This window comes from Chromobacterium sp. Beijing (genome assembly GCF_021496765.1).
GTDB lineage: Bacteria > Pseudomonadota > Gammaproteobacteria > Burkholderiales > Chromobacteriaceae > Chromobacterium.
This window is the reverse complement of sequence record NZ_CP053750.1, coordinates 875016-892248: the sequence shown is the minus strand read 5'-3', so window position 1 is coordinate 892248 and position 17233 is coordinate 875016. Positions and strand designations below refer to the sequence as shown.

19 protein-coding genes are annotated in these 17233 nt (G+C 64.0%); all 19 read right to left on the bottom strand.

Going from position 1 to position 17233, the window contains the following annotated elements:
* Positions 1–174: 174 nt before the first annotated feature.
* The 19 genes from HQN78_RS04455 to HQN78_RS04365 all read right to left on the bottom strand — a co-directional run bounded on the left by HQN78_RS04455 (position 175) and on the right by HQN78_RS04365 (position 17229).
* Complete coding sequence (locus HQN78_RS04455; protein ID WP_107799656.1) at positions 175–900, bottom strand: YebC/PmpR family DNA-binding transcriptional regulator; 726 nt, start codon at positions 898–900, stop codon at positions 175–177.
* A 97-nt stretch (positions 901–997) separates the two neighbouring features.
* Positions 998–1774 carry a flagellar biosynthetic protein FliR gene (gene fliR / locus HQN78_RS04450; protein ID WP_107799657.1) on the bottom strand — a complete coding sequence of 259 codons (777 nt, stop codon included), beginning with the start codon at positions 1772–1774 and terminating at the stop codon, positions 998–1000.
* Positions 1774–2043 (bottom strand): flagellar biosynthesis protein FliQ, encoded by a 270-nt coding sequence (gene fliQ / locus HQN78_RS04445; protein WP_019099986.1) that lies wholly within the window; start codon positions 2041–2043, stop codon positions 1774–1776. The genes fliR and fliQ overlap by 1 nt, the downstream gene beginning before the upstream one ends.
* Before the next feature lie 71 nt (positions 2044–2114).
* The gene (gene fliP / locus HQN78_RS04440; RefSeq protein WP_235088185.1) at positions 2115–2861 is read right to left on the bottom strand and encodes a flagellar type III secretion system pore protein FliP; all 747 of its coding nucleotides are present in this window, start codon (positions 2859–2861) and stop codon (positions 2115–2117) included.
* The gene (fliO, locus tag HQN78_RS04435; RefSeq protein WP_235088183.1) at positions 2858–3307 is read right to left on the bottom strand and encodes a flagellar biosynthetic protein FliO; all 450 of its coding nucleotides are present in this window, start codon (positions 3305–3307) and stop codon (positions 2858–2860) included. Before fliO ends, fliP begins: the two co-directional genes overlap by 4 nt.
* A gap of 11 nt (positions 3308–3318) precedes the next feature.
* On the bottom strand, positions 3319–3768 hold the full coding sequence (gene fliN / locus HQN78_RS04430; protein WP_048414031.1) for a flagellar motor switch protein FliN: 450 nt from the start codon (positions 3766–3768) through the stop codon (positions 3319–3321).
* Positions 3769–3797: 29 nt separating this feature from the next.
* On the bottom strand, positions 3798–4799 hold the full coding sequence (gene fliM, locus HQN78_RS04425; RefSeq protein WP_048413985.1) for a flagellar motor switch protein FliM: 1002 nt from the start codon (positions 4797–4799) through the stop codon (positions 3798–3800).
* 5 nt (positions 4800–4804) lie between these two features.
* Complete coding sequence (locus HQN78_RS04420) at positions 4805–5326, bottom strand: flagellar basal body-associated FliL family protein (RefSeq protein WP_048410216.1); 522 nt, start codon at positions 5324–5326, stop codon at positions 4805–4807.
* Positions 5327–5432: 106 nt separating this feature from the next.
* Positions 5433–6374: a flagellar hook-length control protein FliK gene (locus HQN78_RS04415; protein ID WP_235088181.1), complete on the bottom strand. Its 942-nt coding sequence runs from the start codon at positions 6372–6374 to the stop codon at positions 5433–5435.
* Positions 6375–6447: 73 nt separating this feature from the next.
* Positions 6448–6897, bottom strand: a complete 450-nt coding sequence (gene fliJ, locus HQN78_RS04410) for a flagellar export protein FliJ (RefSeq protein WP_107799662.1) — start codon at positions 6895–6897, stop codon at positions 6448–6450.
* A 9-nt stretch (positions 6898–6906) separates the two neighbouring features.
* Positions 6907–8301, bottom strand: a complete 1395-nt coding sequence (gene fliI, locus HQN78_RS04405) for a flagellar protein export ATPase FliI (RefSeq protein WP_227107860.1) — start codon at positions 8299–8301, stop codon at positions 6907–6909.
* Positions 8282–9109 (bottom strand): FliH/SctL family protein, encoded by an 828-nt coding sequence (locus HQN78_RS04400; RefSeq protein ID WP_235088179.1) that lies wholly within the window; start codon positions 9107–9109, stop codon positions 8282–8284. Before HQN78_RS04400 ends, fliI begins: the two co-directional genes overlap by 20 nt.
* Positions 9090–10088, bottom strand: a complete 999-nt coding sequence (fliG, locus tag HQN78_RS04395) for a flagellar motor switch protein FliG (protein ID WP_048413990.1) — start codon at positions 10086–10088, stop codon at positions 9090–9092. The genes HQN78_RS04400 and fliG overlap by 20 nt, the downstream gene beginning before the upstream one ends.
* Positions 10081–11775, bottom strand: a complete 1695-nt coding sequence (gene fliF / locus HQN78_RS04390; protein WP_235088177.1) for a flagellar basal-body MS-ring/collar protein FliF — start codon at positions 11773–11775, stop codon at positions 10081–10083. The genes fliG and fliF overlap by 8 nt, the downstream gene beginning before the upstream one ends.
* A 101-nt stretch (positions 11776–11876) precedes the next feature.
* Positions 11877–12197: a flagellar hook-basal body complex protein FliE gene (gene fliE, locus HQN78_RS04385; protein ID WP_019099998.1), complete on the bottom strand. Its 321-nt coding sequence runs from the start codon at positions 12195–12197 to the stop codon at positions 11877–11879.
* A 2-nt stretch (positions 12198–12199) separates the two neighbouring features.
* The gene (locus HQN78_RS04380; RefSeq protein WP_107799666.1) at positions 12200–13576 is read right to left on the bottom strand and encodes a sigma-54 dependent transcriptional regulator; all 1377 of its coding nucleotides are present in this window, start codon (positions 13574–13576) and stop codon (positions 12200–12202) included.
* Between the two features lie 22 nt (positions 13577–13598).
* A complete protein-coding gene (locus HQN78_RS04375) occupies positions 13599–14306 on the bottom strand; it encodes a chemotaxis protein CheB (protein ID WP_235088175.1) in 708 nt (235 codons plus the stop codon).
* Between the two features lie 70 nt (positions 14307–14376).
* Positions 14377–14874 carry a low molecular weight protein-tyrosine-phosphatase gene (locus HQN78_RS04370; RefSeq protein ID WP_255701213.1) on the bottom strand — a complete coding sequence of 166 codons (498 nt, stop codon included), beginning with the start codon at positions 14872–14874 and terminating at the stop codon, positions 14377–14379.
* Positions 14875–15003: 129 nt separating this feature from the next.
* Positions 15004–17229 (bottom strand): ATP-binding protein, encoded by a 2226-nt coding sequence (locus HQN78_RS04365; protein ID WP_235089757.1) that lies wholly within the window; start codon positions 17227–17229, stop codon positions 15004–15006.
* Between the last annotated feature and the right edge of the window lie 4 nt (positions 17230–17233).

Sequence of the window (17233 nt, the reverse complement as noted above, 5' to 3'; positions counted from 1 at the left end):
CAGCAAATGCAACAGTCCGCGCCAAGCCCTTCGGCGGCGCTTGACGCCGGGCGAGCTTCAATGTAGCGGCAAAACTACAGACGGGCCGCGCCGCCCGGACGCAAAAAAAGCTCCCCTGGGGGAGCTTTCTTTTTCCTGCCGCCGCGGGGCCTGTGGCCTACCCGCGTCCGCGTCTTACTCGTCCAGCACCGCGGAGGTGTAAACATCCTGCACATCGTCCAGGTCTTCCAGCGCGTCCAGCAGCTTCTGCATGCGCGCGGCGTCGTCGCCGGACAGTTCGGTCTCGTTCTGCGGCTTCATCGTCACTTCGCCCATCTCCGCCTTGAAGCCCTTGGCTTCCAGCGCGTCCTTGACGTCGGAGAACTCGTACGGACCGGTGATCACTTCGATGGAGCCGTCGTCATTGGCGACCACGTCCTCCGCCCCGCTTTCCAGCGCGGCCTCCATCAAGGCGTCCTCGTCCACGCCCGGCGCGAACACCAGATAGCCGCAATGGCTGAACTGGAAGGACACGCAGCCGTCGGTGCCCATATTGCCGCCGTACTTGGAGAAAGCGTGGCGCACGTCGGCCACGGTGCGGGTCTTGTTGTCGGTCAGACAGTCCACCATCACCGCCGCGCCGCCGATGCCGTAGCCCTCGTAGCGGCATTCCACGTAATCGACGCCGTCCAGCTGGCCGGTGCCGCGCTTGATCGCGTTCTCGATATTGTCCTTGGGCATGGACTCGGCCTTGGCCTTGTCCACCGCCAGGCGCAGGCGCGGGTTCATATTGGTGTCCCCGCCGCCCATCTTGGCCGCAACGGTGATTTCCTTGATCAAGCGGGTAAAGATCTTGCCACGTTTGGCATCCTGACGACCTTTGCGGTGCTGGATGTTAGCCCATTTACTGTGACCTGCCATAGTTGCCTCTGTCTGTTGTCCGGTCCACTGCGGACCTTTCAGTCAAAATTGGCGCTTATTTTAGCAGAACTTGAATCTGGACAGGAATGGCGGCCGCCTACTTGGCCTTGAGCATGGCCAGCATCATCTCGAAACCGGCCTGGTACATCTGCTCCAGCACCGGCACCATCATCGGCAAAGTCAGATAGATGCTGATGAAACCTATCATCAGAGTCAGCGGAAAACCGAAAGTGAAGATGTTGAACTGCGGCGCGGCGCGGGTCATCACCCCGATCGCCAGGTTGGTGATCAGCAGCGCCGCGATCACCGGCATGGCCAGCCAGACGCCCCACTCGATCAGATGGCCGCCCCACAGGGCCAGCGCCTTGATGCCCTGGTCCGGCATGCTCATGCCTATCGGCAGCACCCGATAGCTTTCCACCAGGGTGGACAGCACCACCTGGTGGCCGTCGAAGGCCAGAAACAATAGAAAGGTGAACAGGGTCAGCAGCTGCGACACCACCGGCACCTGGGCCGAGTGCATCGGGTCGAAGAACATGGCGAAACCCAGGCCGGTTTGCGAACCCATGATGAAGCCGGCCACTTCCACCGCGGAAATCACGATGCGCATGACGAAGCCCATCGCCAGGCCGATCAACAACTGCTGCAACAGGATGGCGATGCCCTCAGCCGACACCAGCGGCACCGCGGGCAGCGGCGGCAGCAAGGGCGCCAGCATCACGGTGAGGATCAGCGCGAAGCCGGCCTTGAAACGGCGCGGCACGCCGCGATAGGCGAACACCGGCTCCACCAGCAGCAGGCCGACGATGCGCGCGAACGGCCAGACGAACATGGCCACCAGCGCGTTGATCTGCGCGTCGGAAATGCTCAGCATCAGCCGATCACGTGCGGAATGCTCTGGAACAGCCGCGTGGTGTACTCGATCAGCGTGTTCAACATCCACGGCCCGGCCAGCACCAGCACCAGGAACATCGCCAGCAGCTTGGGAATGAAGGTCAGCGTCATCTCGTTGATCTGAGTCGCCGCCTGCAGCACGCTGACCAGCAGGCCCACCAGCAGCGACACCAGCAACACCGGCGCCGCGACGATGATCAGGATGTACAGCGCGTTCTGCACGATATTGATGATTAGCTCCGGACTCATGCCGCCCGCTCCTCGCCTAAAACGCCGGGCCCAGCCCGGCGACGTTTCCAGTCACAAGCCATCATGCCGCCTCAGCCAGTATAGAAGCTCTGCACCAGCGAGCCCATCAGCAAGGTCCAGCCGTCCACCAGCACGAACAGCATCAGCTTGAACGGCAGCGAGATGGTCACCGGCGACACCATCATCATGCCCATGGCCATCAGAATGCTGGCCACCACCAGATCGATGATCAGGAAGGGAATGAACACCATGAAGCCGATCTGAAACGCGGTTTTCAGCTCGCTGATCACATAGGCCGGCACCAGGGTCTTCATCGACACGTCGGCCTTGGTCTGCGGCTTTTCCGATTGGGAAATCTCGATGAAGAAGGCCAGATCCTTCTCCCGGGTCTGGCGCAGCATGAAGGCCTTCATCGGCTTGCTAGCCTCGTCCACCGCCTGTTGCAGCGTGATCTTGTCGTCGGAGAACGGCACCCAGGCCTTGGCGTAGACCTGATCGAAGGTCGGCCCCATCACGAACAGGGTCAGAAACAGCGACAAGCCGACGATCACCTGGTTGGGCGGCGACTGCATGGTGCCCATCGCCTGGCGCAGCAAGGACATCACGATGATGATGCGGGTAAAGGCCGTCATCATCAGCATCATCGCCGGGATGAAGGTCAGCCCGGTCATGAACAGCAACATCTGCAGGCTGAGGGAGTAATTCTGCCCGCCGCCGGCCGCCGGCGTGCTGCTCATCATCGGCAGGCCGCCGGCCGCGTCCGCGATCAAGGGCATCGCCAGCAAGGCCAAGGCGCCGTATCGGAGACAGCGCTTCATCGCGGCCCCGCCTTGTCCTTGCGGTTCTTGTCCATCGCCGCCTTCAACCAGCGCGCAAACGGCTCCGCCGCCGGCGCGACCTCGGTTTCCGCGCCTTCCGGCCGCGGCAGCTTGCTCAGCAGATTGACTTGCTGCGGCGTCACGCCCAGCACCAGCCACTCGCCCTCCAGCTCCACGATCACCACGCGCTCCTTGGGCCCCACCATGGTGCCGCTCACCACCTTCAGGCGGTTGGACGCGCCCAGCATGCCGCCGGAAAGCCGTTTGAACAGCCAGGCCATGCCGACGATGGCGCCCAGCACCACCGCCAGGCCAAACAAGACCTGCAGCAAACTCATGAACGGCGACGGCGCGGCCGCCGGCGGCGCGGCGGTGGCCGCGGCGGCCAGACTGGACGCCGCCAAATAAAAAGCGCCCTGCACTGCACGGCGCGTCATCGCAAACATGGCTGACCTCGTCATTTTTGCAGGCGGCGAATGCGCTCCGCGGGCGTGATGATATCGGTCAGCCGGATGCCGAACTTGTCGTTGACCACCACCACCTCGCCCTGGGCGATCAGGCAGCCGTTGACCAGCACGTCCATCGGCTCGCCCGCCATGCCGTCCAGTTCCACCACCGAGCCCTGCGCCAATTGCAGCAGGTTGCGGATGGCGATCTTGGTGCGGCCCAGTTCCACGGTCAATTGCACCGGGATGTCCAGAATCATGTCCAGGTTCTGCGGCACGCCGGCGCCGGACGTGCTCGCGCCCAGCTCCTGGAACAGGTTCTGCGCCGGCACCGCCTCGGGAGCCGCGTCCACCACTTCCTGCTCGGCCATCGCGGCCGCCCAGTCGTCCATCGATATCTCTTCCTCGCCGCCGGCCCCGCCGGCGGCGGCTGCCGCGGCGGCGGCCGCTTCGGCCTCCATCTGCGCGGCTTGCAATTCTTCTTCGCTCATTACTCTTTATCCCCCAGAGGCTCGTGAAAATCATTCGCGCCGGCCAACACTTGCTCCACCTTCAGCGCATAGCGCCCCTGCACGGTGCCGTAGCTGGCTTCGAACACCGGAATGCCCGACACATCGGCCTCCACCCGTTCCGGAATCTCCAGCATCACCACGTCGCCGTTCTTCAAATTCAGAATCTGACCCAAGGTCACCTTGGTCTGGCCCAAGGTCGCCACCAGCTCCACTTCCGCCGCCTGCACCTGATGCGTCATCAGGTTGACCCAGCGGTTGTCCACCTCCGTGCGGTCCGCCTGCATGGTGCTGGACAGCATGTCGCGGATGGGCTCCACCATCGAATACGGCAGACAGATATGGAAATCGCCGCCTCCGGCGCCCAGTTCGATATGGAAGGTCATCGCCACCACCACCTCGGTGGGCGTGGCGATGTTGGCGAACTGGGTGTTCATTTCGGAGCGCAGGTAGACGAACTCGATCGGGTGCACCGGCTCCCAGGCCTTCTGGCATTCGACAAACACCACGTCCAGCAAACGGCGGATGATGCGCTGCTCGGTGGGGGTGAAGTCGCGGCCTTCCACCCGCACATGGTAGCGCCCGTCGCTGCCGAACAGATTGTCGACGATCAGGAAGACCAGATCCGGGTCGAAAATCAGCAGGCCGGTGCCGCGCAAAGGCTTGACGTGCACCAGGTTGAGGTTGGTGGGCACCACCAGGTTGCGGATGAACTCGCTGTACTTCTGCACCCGCACCGGCCCAACCGAGATTTCCGCGTTGCGGCGGATGAAGTTGAACAGGCCGATGCGCAGATTGCGCGCGAAACGCTCGTTGATGATTTCCAGCGTCGGCATCCGGCCGCGCACAATGCGCTCTTGCCGGCCGATATCGTAGCCGCGGACGCCCTGCGCGTCCCCGCCGCCGCTGTCATCCTCATCCTCCCCGGAGACGCCCCTGAGCAGGGCATCTACCTCTTCCTGGGAAAGAATATCGTCGCCCATGCCGCTTACTGCTTCTGGATGATGAAGGAAGTGAAGAGCACGCTTTCCACCGGCTGCTCCTCGCCGGCGTCCATCGACTCATTGATGATCTGCTTGACCTGGGCTTTCAGCCGCACCTTGCCGTCCGGCGTCGCCAGCTCGACCGCGGACTTGGACGACAGCAGCAGGATCAGCGCGCTGCGAATCTTGGGCGCGTAATCGGTGAATTTCTTTTTGGCTTCCTCGTCGGCCAGCTCCGCCTGCATGTCCACTTGCAGCAAGGAGCCGTCGTTGCCGGCCAGATTCACCACGAAAGTGTCCAGCTTTTCAAAGATCGGCGGACCTTCTTTTTTCTTCTTGGGTTTTTCCTTGGTCTGCTCGGCATGTTCGCCGGCCGCCGCCGGTTTATTCATATTAGTGAACATGTAAGCGGCCAAGCCCCCCACCGCGGCCAACACCAGAACCAGCAACACAATGACGATCAGCATCAATTTGCCGCCGCCCCCTGCTTTTTTCTCTGCTTTTTCCGCTTTTTTATCTTCTGCCATATACCTGCCCTGTTCACTGGGTGTTCATAGTGAAATCTTAAACGATTTCTTCACTATATTTTCTAATTTTAGATGCCAATTGAACAGGGGAGATTATCACAAATGATCAGGCGAAAATGCTGAGAATGCCTCGAGCGGCCTTGATGCTGCTCAATGCATCCATCGGCTCGGGCTCGGCGCTCTCGTTCTCGCGCTGCGATTGTCCGCGCTGAAACGCCTGCTGTTGCTGTCCGGATTGTCCGCTGGACACTTGCGCGTCGGTCAGCTGAATGCCGCCGGCGGCCAACATGGAAGACAGACGGTGCATATTGTTTTCCAACGCTTCGCGCGTGGCCGGCACCGCCGCGGCGAACAATACCTGGGCCTGGTCGTTGCCGTTCATCTTCAGCGTCACCTCGATCGGCCCCAATTGCGGCGGATTCAGCTGGATCTGCGCCTTGTCGGCCTTGAGGCTGACCATGCCCATCACCTGCTCGCTCATCGCCTTGGCCCAATTGGGATCGGTCACCGGCTGCTGCACGGTGAACACCGGCGTGGGCGCCGTTTGCTTGACCGCCAGCTGTTCATGCCCCTGGAGCGGCAAAAACTGCGGCAGGACCTTGCCGTCTTCCGGCAAATTTTGCTGCGCCTGCAGGGGCAGGTTGCGGGTCTTGCCAAGAGCGGCGGGCAGGGTCGCGGCGACGTCCGGCTTGAGATCCACCGGCTTGGCGCCGGTCGGCAAGTCGCCGCTGGCCCGCGGCGCGGTCATCGCCTGCTGCTGGACGGGCTGCTGCGCGGCGGCCATCAGCGGCATGCCCGGCAAGGGCGTCGCCTGCGCCTGGCCGTCGTCGCCCTTGGCCGGCTTATCCTTGTCCAGGCCTGCGTCCGCCAGCGGATCGGCGTTGGCGCCCGGCAGGAAGGAACTGCCCAGGGCGCTCATCTGCAGCCCCAGCAGGCTGGCGAACAGGTCGCCGGCGCCGGTATCGCCGGCAGTGGCCAGATTGCCGCCCGGCATATTGGCTTTGCCGCCGACCGGATTGGCCGCGGCTGCGTTCACAGGTGTCGTCATGGCCGACTCTCTACAAGTAAGACGCAGACAATAAAGCAACTAGCGTGCCAAGCGTCGGCCTTTGAGCAAGACCTTATTCCTCGCCGTGGGTGCTGTCCCAGAAACGCCGGGTGGCGAATTCGTCGCTGGCCTTTTGCTGCAGCCGCGCCTCGCGCACGGCGGCGCGCTCCTGCTCCCGCTGCAGCAGTTTTTCATAGGCCTTGAGCTTTTTGTATTCATGCTGCCAGGCCTGACGCTCCAGCAAGAAACGCTGGGTGCAGCGCTCCACCTCGCCCTGCTGTTGCACCATGGCCTCGTCCAGACGGGCGAGAAAACGCTGGAAATCCTGATACTGCAAAGCGCTGATGCCCTGAGCGCCGCGACTGGTCAGCCGTTGCCGGTACTCGCCGCGAAACGCGTCCAGCTGCTCCTGACGCGAACGGGCGTCCGCCAGACGGCCTTGCGCCAGCCGCATGCGTTCGGCGGCGGCCTTCTGCTTGTCCTCGGCCAAGCGAATCAACAACAGGTATTTGCTCTCCGCCACGGCTCAGTCTCAGGACAACACGCCCTGCAATTGTTCGCAGCTGGACGGAAAATCCTGCGACTCATGCATAGGCTGGGTCAGAAAACCGACCATGGGCAGCTGACGCCGCATCGCCTCGTCCAACACCGGATCCGAGCCGGGCACATAGGCGCCGACGCTGATCAGATCGCGGTTGCGCTGATAGCGCGAATACAGCTGCTTGAATTGCCGGGCCAAAGCCATCTGCGACTGCGGCACCACGTCCACCATCACCCGGCTGATGGACTGCTCGATGTCGATGGACGGATAGTGGCCGGATTCGGCCAGTTCGCGCGACAGCACGAAGTGGCCGTCCAGAATGGCGCGCGCCGAGTCCGCGATCGGATCCTGCTGATCGTCGCCCTCGGACAGCACCGTGTAGAAGCCGGTGATGGAGCCGCCGCCCTCGGCGGCGTTGCCGGCGCGCTCGATCAATTGCGGCAGACGCGCGAACACCGACGGCGGATAGCCCTTGGTCACCGGCGGCTCGCCGATGGCCAGCGCGATCTCGCGTTGCGCCATCGCGTAACGGGTCACCGAGTCCATCAGCAGCAATACGTCCAGGCCCTGGGCGCGGAAATACTCGGCCAGCGCGGTGGCGTAGGCGGCGCCGTGCAGCCGCATCAGCGGCGGCATGTCCGCCGGCGCGGCCACCACCACCGAGCGGGCGATGCCCTCGTCGCCGAGAATGTTTTCGATGAAATCCTTGACCTCGCGGCCGCGCTCGCCGATCAGGCCCACCACCACCACGTCGGCCTTGGTGAAGCGCGCCATCATGCCCAGCAACACCGATTTGCCCACGCCTGAGCCGGCGAACAGGCCCAGACGCTGACCGCGCCCCACCGTCAACAGGCCGTTGATGGCGCGCACGCCGACATCCAGCACGTCGCGCACCGGCGATCTGTCCAGCGGGTTCATCGGCTGGCTGTGCAAGGGAAACCAGGCGTCGGGATGAATGTCGCCCTTGCCGTCCAGCGGCCGGCCCAGCGAGTCCAGCACCCGGCCCAACAGGCTGAGCCCCACCGGCACCATGCGGCCGGACGCGCCGTCGCCGGCGGCCTGGGCCCGGGTCTTGCCGAATTGCGGCGGGTGCTGCGGCGTCAGCGGCATCACCGGCGTGCCCGGCAGCAAGCCATGCACATTGCTCAGCGGCATCAGAAAGACTTTGTCGCCGGAGAAGCCCACCACCTCGGCTTCCACCAGGCGCTTATCCGCCAGGGCCACCTGGCAGGCGCTGCCCACCGGCAGCTTGAGGCCCACCGCCTCCATCACCATGCCGGTGACGCGGACCAGCTTGCCGCAGGGCTGCCACAGCTTGGCGGCGCGCGCGCTGTCCGCGCAATCGCGCAGCCAGGCGCGCTGGCGCTCAATCAGCGGCGGGCTCATCGTCCATTCCCAAGGCTTTGCGCATGGCGGCGATGCGGGTGTTCATGGTCAGATCCAGACGCAACGCCGCGGTGTCTATCACGCAGCCGCCGCGCTCCACTTCCGGATCCTCTATCCATTGCCACTGGGTTTCCGGCGTCTCCTGGGCCAGAAACTCCCGCGCCACGGCCAGATCCGCCGGGTTCAAGCGCAGCCGCGCCTGAGCCAGCGTGGCCGGCAAGTCCTCCAGCGCCTCGCGCAGCAACTCCTGAATCAACAAAGGGTTCTGCCGCGCCAGCCCATGGCTCAGCTGGCCGGCGAGCTCCAGCGCCAGCGCCAGCCAGTCCGCCGACAATTCGGTTTCAAAACGGGAAATATCTTGCGCCAGCCCTGCCGCCAGCGCTTGCAGCGGCTGCCAGGCCGCGGCGAAGCGGGCCTCCTGCTCGACGCGCACCTCGGCCAGACCCTGCTCGCGCCCGGCGGTCAAACCTTCTTGATAACCGGCGGCGCGGCCGGCTTCCTCCCCGGCCTCATGACCGGATTGCCAGGCTTCCTGATGGATGGCTTCCAGCTCCGCCGCGGTGGGATAACCGCTGACCGCGCGCTCGTTTTCGGCCCCGCCGGTTTCCGCTTCGGGCTCGGCCGGGGCCGGCTCGGCGGCGGACTCCGCCTGCGCCTGCTCCTGCTGGCGGCGGCGCTGCTGCGCCAGCTCCATCAGTTGCACCGGCGTCAGTCTCTGGGTCAGGCCGTCCAGCGCGTTGGGACTCCAACTGCTCCAGCCCTCCAGCTCCTCGCCGGGGATGATGGGATTACTCGACGAGACCTTCATCACCGCCCTTGCTGCCTAGCACGATCTGGCCGTCGTCGGCGAGCTTGCGCACCACCTTGAGGATTTCCTTCTGCTCGGCCTCCACTTCGGACAGCTTGACCGGGCCCTTGGACTCCAGGTCGTCGCGCAACATTTCCGCGGCCCGCTGCGACATATTGCGGAAGATTTTGTCCTTGAGCTCGGCGCTGGTGCCTTTGAGCGCGATGACCAGAGAATCGGACTGCACTTCGCGCAGAATCGTCTGGATCGAACGGTCGTCGATTTCCAGGATGTTCTCGAACACGAACATCTTGTCCTGAATGCGCTGAGCCAGCTCCGGGTCGTACTCGCGGATGTAATTGAGCGCGGCGGCCTCGACGTTGGAGCCCATGAAGTTGAGGATTTCCGCGGTCAGGCCAATGCCGCCGGCCGCGCTCTTCTTGATGCGGTCGGAACCGGACAAGAGCTGGGTCAGCACGTCGTTCAGTTCGCGCAGCGCCTGCGGCTGCACGCCCTCCAGCGTGGCGGTCCGGATCAGCACTTCGTTGCGCATCCGCTCCGGGAAGAAGGACAGAATAGAACTGGACAGATCCGGCTCCAGATGCACCAGAATGGTGGCGATGATCTGCGGGTGTTCGTTGCGGATCAGGTCCGCGGCGGAAGAAGGGTCCATCCACTTCAGGCTTTCGATGCCGCTGTGGTCGTTGCCCTGCATGATCTTGTCCAGCAGGTTGGCCGCCTTGTCCGGACCCAACGCCTCGATCAGCACATTGCGCAGGTATTCGTCGGACGCGCCGATGCTGGCGCGCGCCGCGCACTCGCCCTTGAATTCGCTGACCACCTCGTCGATCTGTTCGTAGCTCAGATTATTGATCGCCGCCATCGCCAGCGAAATTTTCTGCACTTCCTTGGGACCGAGGTATTTGAATACCTCCACCGCCTCGGCCTGCCCCAGGCTGAACAGCAACACCGCGCTTTTGCGCACTCCGTTCTCACTCATCGGCGCTTATCCATTCCTTGATGATCTGGGCCGCCATGCGCGGATCGGATTTCACCATTTCACGCACCGCTTCCAGATTGGTGGTGTATTGCCGCATCTGCGCTTCGCGCGGATCGCCGCCGCCCGCGGCGCCGCCGGCGTGACCGACCGCGCCCTCCTCGCCCTCTTCTCCGGCCACGCCCAGCAGGCGGCCGCCCGCGGCGGCGGCCTGCGCCGCGGCCTCTTCTTCGCTGCCCTTGGCCGGCGCCGGCGGCTTGACCAGATCGCGCATGATGGGCCGCACCACGCCGAACAGCAGGTAGAGCACCGCGATGGTCAGCAGGCCGTACTTGATCAGGCTGGAGCCGTTGCTGGCCACGTAGTCGGTGACTTTTTCCTGCAGCGTCGCCGGCACTTCGGCGTCGGCGAAGGCGGCGTTGACCACGTTCAGGGTGTCGCCGCGCTGGGTGTTGAAGCCCATCGCCTCCTTGACCAGATTATTGATCTGCTGAACCTCCTGCGGGGTCAGCGGCGTCGGCTTCATTTCGCCGTTCTTGTCCGGCATGCGCCGGTAATTGACCACCACGGCGGCGGACAGGCGCTTGACGCCGCCCTGCGGCATCTTGGTGTGCTGGATGGTCTTGTCGACTTCGTAATTGGTGGTGATGTCGCGTTGCAGCGTGCCGGACGCGCCCATGGTCTGGCCGGACAGCGTGGCGGTGCCCGGCGCGGCGCCCGGCGGCAAGGTGATCGGAGCGGAGGCGGCCGACGGCGGCTGATTGGACAAGGCCCCCGGCACGCCGGACGGCAACGCCGCGCCGTTGTTCAGCTTTTCGCTGATCTGCTGGCTGCGGGTGGAGGACGGATTGGGGCTGGAATTGGGCTTGAAGGTTTCCGAGGTCTGCTCCACCTCGGCGAAATCGACGCTGGCGGTGACCTGGGCGCGAGAATTGCCCTTGCCGAAGATCGGCTCCAGGATATCCTCGATGCGCTTGACGTAGCCCTCTTCCACCTGGCGCACATAGCCCAGCTGGCGCTGATCCAGGCCCGAGTTCTCGTCCGGCCCGTTCTGTTTGGACAGCAGATTGCCGTCCTGATCGACGATGGTGACGTTCTTGACCGGCAGATTGGGCACCGAGCTGGACACCAGATGCAAAATACCGGCGATCTGCCCGGCGTCCAGCATGCGGCCGCGGAACAGGCTCAGCATCACCGAGGCGGTGGGCTGCTGCTGTTCGCGCACGAAGACGCTTTGCTTGGGAATGGCGATATGGACGCGGGCGGTCTCCACTGAGCCCACCGCTTCAATGGTGCGCGCCAGCTCGCCCTCGATGGCGCGCTGGTAATTGACTTGCTCGGCGAACTGGCTGATGCCGAACTTCTGATTGTCCATCAGTTCGAAACCGACGCCGCCGGCCTTGGGCAGGCCTTGCGCCGCCAGCTTCAGGCGCGCGTCGTAGACCTTGTCCGAGGGCACGGAGATGGTGCCGCCCTCGCCCAACTGATACGGCACGTTCATCTGCTGCAGCGAAGCGGCCACCTGCCCGCCGTCGCGGTCGGAGATATTGGAGAACAGGACTTTATAGCTGGGCGTGCGGTTCAACACCACCGCGCCCACGATAACAGCGAAAATGGCGGCTACCGCCGCGAGGAACAGGACTTTTTTATTGTTGGGAAGCGCTTTGAAGCGATCGGACGCTTCATTCATGCGGCTTCGCCAAACGGGTGTAGCGTTTTCTTCTGCCAGGTCAGCCATACAGTGGTTTTAGGTTCGAGCCCACCGCCGCCGGCTGGTCGGGTCCGGCAGCGCTAGACTTGGGTATTCATGATTTCCTGATAGGCGGTGACCAGCTTGTTGCGCGCCTGAACCATGGTCTGGAACGACAGGCTGGCTTTCTGCAGCGACACCATCACGTCCTGCAGGTTGACCCCCTCGTCACCCAATTCAAATTGCTTCTGCATCTCCTGCGAAGTCTGCTGCGCCGAATTCACCTGCTCCAAGGTGGACTTTAGCACAGCGGAGAAGTCCACCTGGGACGCTTCCGGGGCCGTAGCGGCGGGCTTGCCCGCGGCCAGGGCCGAGGCGGTGCGCAGCTCGCCCAACAGTTGATCGATATTTGGCACTGACATGGTTACTCCAAGCCATTTCCATCTGGAACCTCCTGACATCCGTCGGCTGCGTCTTCATCACGGTAACGCTGCAATTTATAGCGCAAGGTGCGCTCGCTGATGCCCAGTTTTTCCGCGGCCAGCTTCTTGACGCCGCCCACTGCGGTCAAGGTTTCCAGAATATGGCGTTTCTCTAGCGTTTTCATGTCGGTTTCATCCGACACGGAATAGTCTTTTTCAGACGCTGTCCGGGTAACCTGAGCCGCGCCGGAGTCGTGATCCAGCAGCAGGTCGGCGGCAAAAATTTCCGCCCCGGCGGCAAGAATCACCGCCCGCTGCACCACATTCTCCAGTTCGCGGATGTTACCCTCCCAACTATAGGCCGTCAAATGACGTTCCGCATCCTCGGACAGGATCAGATTGCCTCTTCCGGCGGCCTCTGCGTACTTTTTAAGCATGATTCGTGCCAGCGGCAGAATATCGTCGCGTCGCTCGGCCAGCGCGGGGATGCGCATCGGGAACACGTTCAAACGGAAATACAGGTCCTCGCGAAATTGCCCCGCGTCCACCGCGGCCTGCAAATCGCGGTTGGACGTGGCCAGCACGCGGATGTCCAGCTTCAGGGTGCGCGTGCCGCCGACGCGCTCCACTTCCCGCTCCTGCAGCACGCGCAGCAGCTTGGCCTGCAGCGACAACGGCATCTCGGTGACTTCGTCCAGCAGGATGGTGCCGCCCTGCGCCTGTTCGAACTTGCCCGGCAAGGCCTGGGCCGCGCCGGTGAACGCGCCGCGCTCATGGCCGAACAAGGTGGACTCCAGCAGGTTTTCCGGGATCGCCGCGCAGTTGACCGCGACGAAAGGCCCTTCGCAGCGCTTGGAGTGCCGATGGATGTAGCGCGCCAGCACTTCCTTGCCCACGCCGCTGGGGCCGGAGATCATCACGCTGACGTCGCTGCCGGCCACGCGGCCGGCCAGCGCGAACAGCTGCCGCATCGCGGCGGACTCGGCCACCACCTCGCCGCTCGTCTCGCTGGGCATGCGCAGCAAATGCTTTTCCACTTCGGCGATCAGGCTGGCCGGCTCGAAAGGCTTGAGCAAGTAATGCGCGGCGCCCGCGCGCAGCAGTTCAATCGCCCTTTCGATGACGCCGTAGGCGGTCATCAGGATGAAGGGCACGCCGGGATAGCGTTTTTTCGCTTCCTCGAACAGCGCGTAGCCGTCCATCGGTGCCATCTGGGCGTCGGATACGATCAGCCCCACCGGGGCTTCTTTCAATTTGGCCAGGGCCGCGGCGCCGTCGCCGGCCTCCAAGGTGGGATAACCGGCCAGGCTTAGGGTGTCGACGATGGCTTCGCGCAGGTCCGCGTCGTCTTCCACCACCAGAATAGGGAGATACTTCATGTCTTCTTGTTCTATCAGAGGGTTAAGCCGAGCCGCCGGCTTGTTGTTGCTTTTGCGTGGCCAGCACCGACAAACGCGTGGCGATGCTTTCCAAGGCCAGCACTTCGTGCGCGCCGCCCATGGCGATGGCCTCCTTGGGCATGCCGAACACCACGCAGCTGGCTTCGTCCTGGGCGATGTTCCAGGCGCCGGCCTGCTTGAGCTCCAGCATGCCGCTGGCGCCGTCCCGCCCCATGCCGGTCAGGATCACGCCGATGCAGTTCTTGCCCACCAGATTGGCGGCGGAGCGGAACAGCACGTCCACGGACGGGCGATGTCGGTTGACCGGCGGCCCGGCGTGCAGGCCGATGGCGTAGCCTATGGTGGGCGCCGGCTTGACCAGCAGATGGGAGTGACCGGGCGCAATGTAGACGGTGCCGTTTTGCAGCCGTTCATTGTCCTCGGCTTCCTTCACCGTCAGCTTGCACAAGGTGTTCAGACGCGTGGCGAAGGAATGGGTGAACATCTCCGGCATATGCTGGGTGATCAGGATGGGCGGCATCGAGACCGGCAGCGCGGTCAGCAAGGTGCGCAGCGCCTCCGTGCCGCCGGTGGAAGAGCCGATGACGATCACCGCCTGGCTGGCCAAGGGCACTTTGCCGGCCTGCTTGGGCAAGATAATGTCGGCGTTGTGGCTGGGCACTACGTCCAGCGGCTTCTTGGCCGCGCTTCCCCTCGTCAGCTGCCCCATACGCGTCCTTGGCTTTCTCTGGTTATTGTAAAAACAGCCCGCGCGCGCGGCGCCGCCGCGTCAAACGGCTTCATGGCGCCGGCTCCGTTTCGGCGTCCGCGATGCGGGCCAGCCAGGCGTCGCAAGCCGCCTCCACCAGATCCAGCACGGTGTCGAAACCGCCTGCGCCGCCGTAATAGGGATCGGGCACGTCGCGGGCGGCGCCGGACAGCGGCTCCAGCAGCAAATGCAGCTTGCCCCGATAGGATGGCGGACATTGGGTATTTAACAAAGCCAAATTTTGCCGGTCGGCGGCCAAAATCCAGTCGAAACGCTCGAAATCGCGCGCCTCCACCTGTCTTGCCCGCAAATCGGACAGGTCGTAGCCGCGACGCAGCGCCGCCTGACAGGTGCGCCGGTCCGGCGCTTCGCCGACATGGTAGCCGTGCGTGCCCGCCGACTCCACTTCAATCCGCGCCTCCAGGCCCGCGCGCTTCAGCTTGGCGCGCATCACCCCTTCCGCCGTTGGCGACCGGCAGATGTTTCCCATGCAAACAAATAAAATGGACAAGCAATCGTTCTGGCTCATGGACGGCTTCGGCTCTCTATTTTTATTCAGTATGGGATTCAGGCACCCACTCGCCCCGATCTTATCACTTCCGCCGCCGGCTACGCGTCCGCGAGAAAGGCGCCGGCTATTTTCCCTCCGCCCCCGCCGCTAACGCAGCGCCGGCAAATCCATGCCGGCCAGATAGCCGGCCGCGATGCAGGCGCTGCGCGTCGAGTCGAACAGCAGGCCCACTCTTTCCGCCTCGTCGGCCAAGCCCTCCTCCGCCGCCAGCGCCAAGCGCTCCAGCCCGGCGCAGGATCCGCCCAGCGCGCTGAAGCCCAGGGTCAGCGCGGCCCCCTTCAGATTGTGCGAGTGGCGTCGCACCTGATCTCGCTGACCGGCCAGCGCGGCGGCCAGCAGCTCGTCGACCCGGCCCACCTTGCCGGCGAAGAATTGCGCCACCAGCTCCCGGTATTTTTCCAGGGTCAGCATTTCGGTCATTTTTTCGATCATCGCCACGTCCAGCAAGGCCGGCAGCAAGGTGGGCTCGGTGTTCGGCTCCCGCGCCGGCCCATTGCCGAACTGACGCTCCAGCATGGCGTGGAACTCCGTCACATGCAGCGGTTTGGCCAGGAAATCGTCCAGGCCGCCGGCCAGAGCCTTGTCCCGCGTTTCCGCGAGGACGTCCGCCGTCAGCGCGACGATCTTCATCCCCGGCGTCATCGCGCGCTCGCGCAAATGCCCGGTCGCCTCGATGCCGTCCATCGCCGGCATGTGCAAGTCCATCAAGACCAAGTCGAAGGGCTGCCGGGCGGCCGCCTCCACGGCTTCCGCGCCGTCCTGGATCACGGTGACCAGATGCCCTTGCTTTTGCAGCATCGCCTGCATGTATTTGCGGTTGATCGGATTGTCGTCCACCACCAGGACGCGCAGCTGACGCTCCAGCCCCGCCGGGTCCGCTTCCGAGCCCGTCTTGGCCCGGCCCTCCGGCGCGTTCATCGCCTGCAAAGGCAGCGACAGCACGAAGACGCTGCCGGCGCCCAGCGCGCTGTGCACGGTGATGTCGCCGCCCATCAGCTGCGCCAGGTTCTGGGAAATCTCCAGCCCCAGGCCGCTGCCACCGTACTGACGCACGGTGGAGCTGTCGCCCTGGGAGAAACGCTTGAACAAGCGCGCCAGCGTGGCGTCGTCCATGCCGATGCCGGTGTCCCGAACCGTGATCCGCAGCACGGCGCCGGCTTCCGAGCCCGATTCCGCGGCTTCCGCCTGTATGGTTACCGCGCCGATCTCGGTGAACTTGATCGCGTTGCTGAGCAGATTGAGCAGGATCTGCCGCAAGCGGGTGGGATCGCACAACACCCATTCGGGCACGTTCAAATCCAGCGCCATGCGCATGGCCAGCCCTTTGGACACCGCTTGTCCGCGCATCAGGCTTTCGCATTGCAGCAGCAGTTGTCGCAGATTGCACACCGTGGGCAGCAGATCGAGCTTGCCCGATTCCAGCTTGCTGGCGTCCAGCACGTCGTTCAACAGGGCCATCAGGTGGCGGGCGGATTCTTCGGCGGTCTTGATGTAATCGGCCTGCACCGGCGTGGGATTGCAATCCCCCAGCAAGGAGAGCATGCCCAGCACGCCGTTGAGCGGGGTGCGGATTTCATGGCTCATATTGGCGAGAAACACGCTTTTCGCCATGCTGCCGGCCTCGGCCTGGACCCGAGCCTGCTCCAGCACGTCGGTCAATTCCTCCAGTTCGTGGCGCCGGCGTTCCAGTTGCCGCAGCTGCCGCACCACGATGGTGGCGAAGCCCAGGATCAGCGCCCATTCGAAGGCCATCAGCCAATTGCTGACCACGATGTGCTGCTGCATGCTTTTATTGCGCGCGTCCACCTGTTCCGCCATGCGCTGGTTGGCCACCAGCGACAGGTCGTGCAGCGGACCGCTCAGCAAGTCCAGTTCGGTGTCCAGCCGCCGCAGGCCGTCCAGTTCCAACTCCGCGCCGGATTGGCGGCCGAAATAGGCGTCGGCCTTGCGGATGAAGGCGTCCAGTTTGGGCCGGGCCTGCTGGTATTCCTGGGTGCCGTCCAGCAGGCTGGAATACAGGCCGTGGTCGACCACGCCCACGCGGCTGACGAAGATGTCGTAGCGCTCCTGCAGTTCGGCCCGGTCCTGCTCATGGTTCAGCACATGTTCTATCGTCGTCTGCAGCCGCATCGATTCGGTTTCGAGCTGAAAGTAGGCCCATACGATATTGTCGCCTTCGTAGCGCGCCGCGGTGTTCAGCATGTCCGCCTGCCGCACCTGGATATAGGCCACTCCGGCGAACACGCAGGCCAGCGTCGCCCCGATCAAGATCAGGCTGCGCCAGGCGGAATAGCTTCGCTGCGGCGTCTTCATCGCG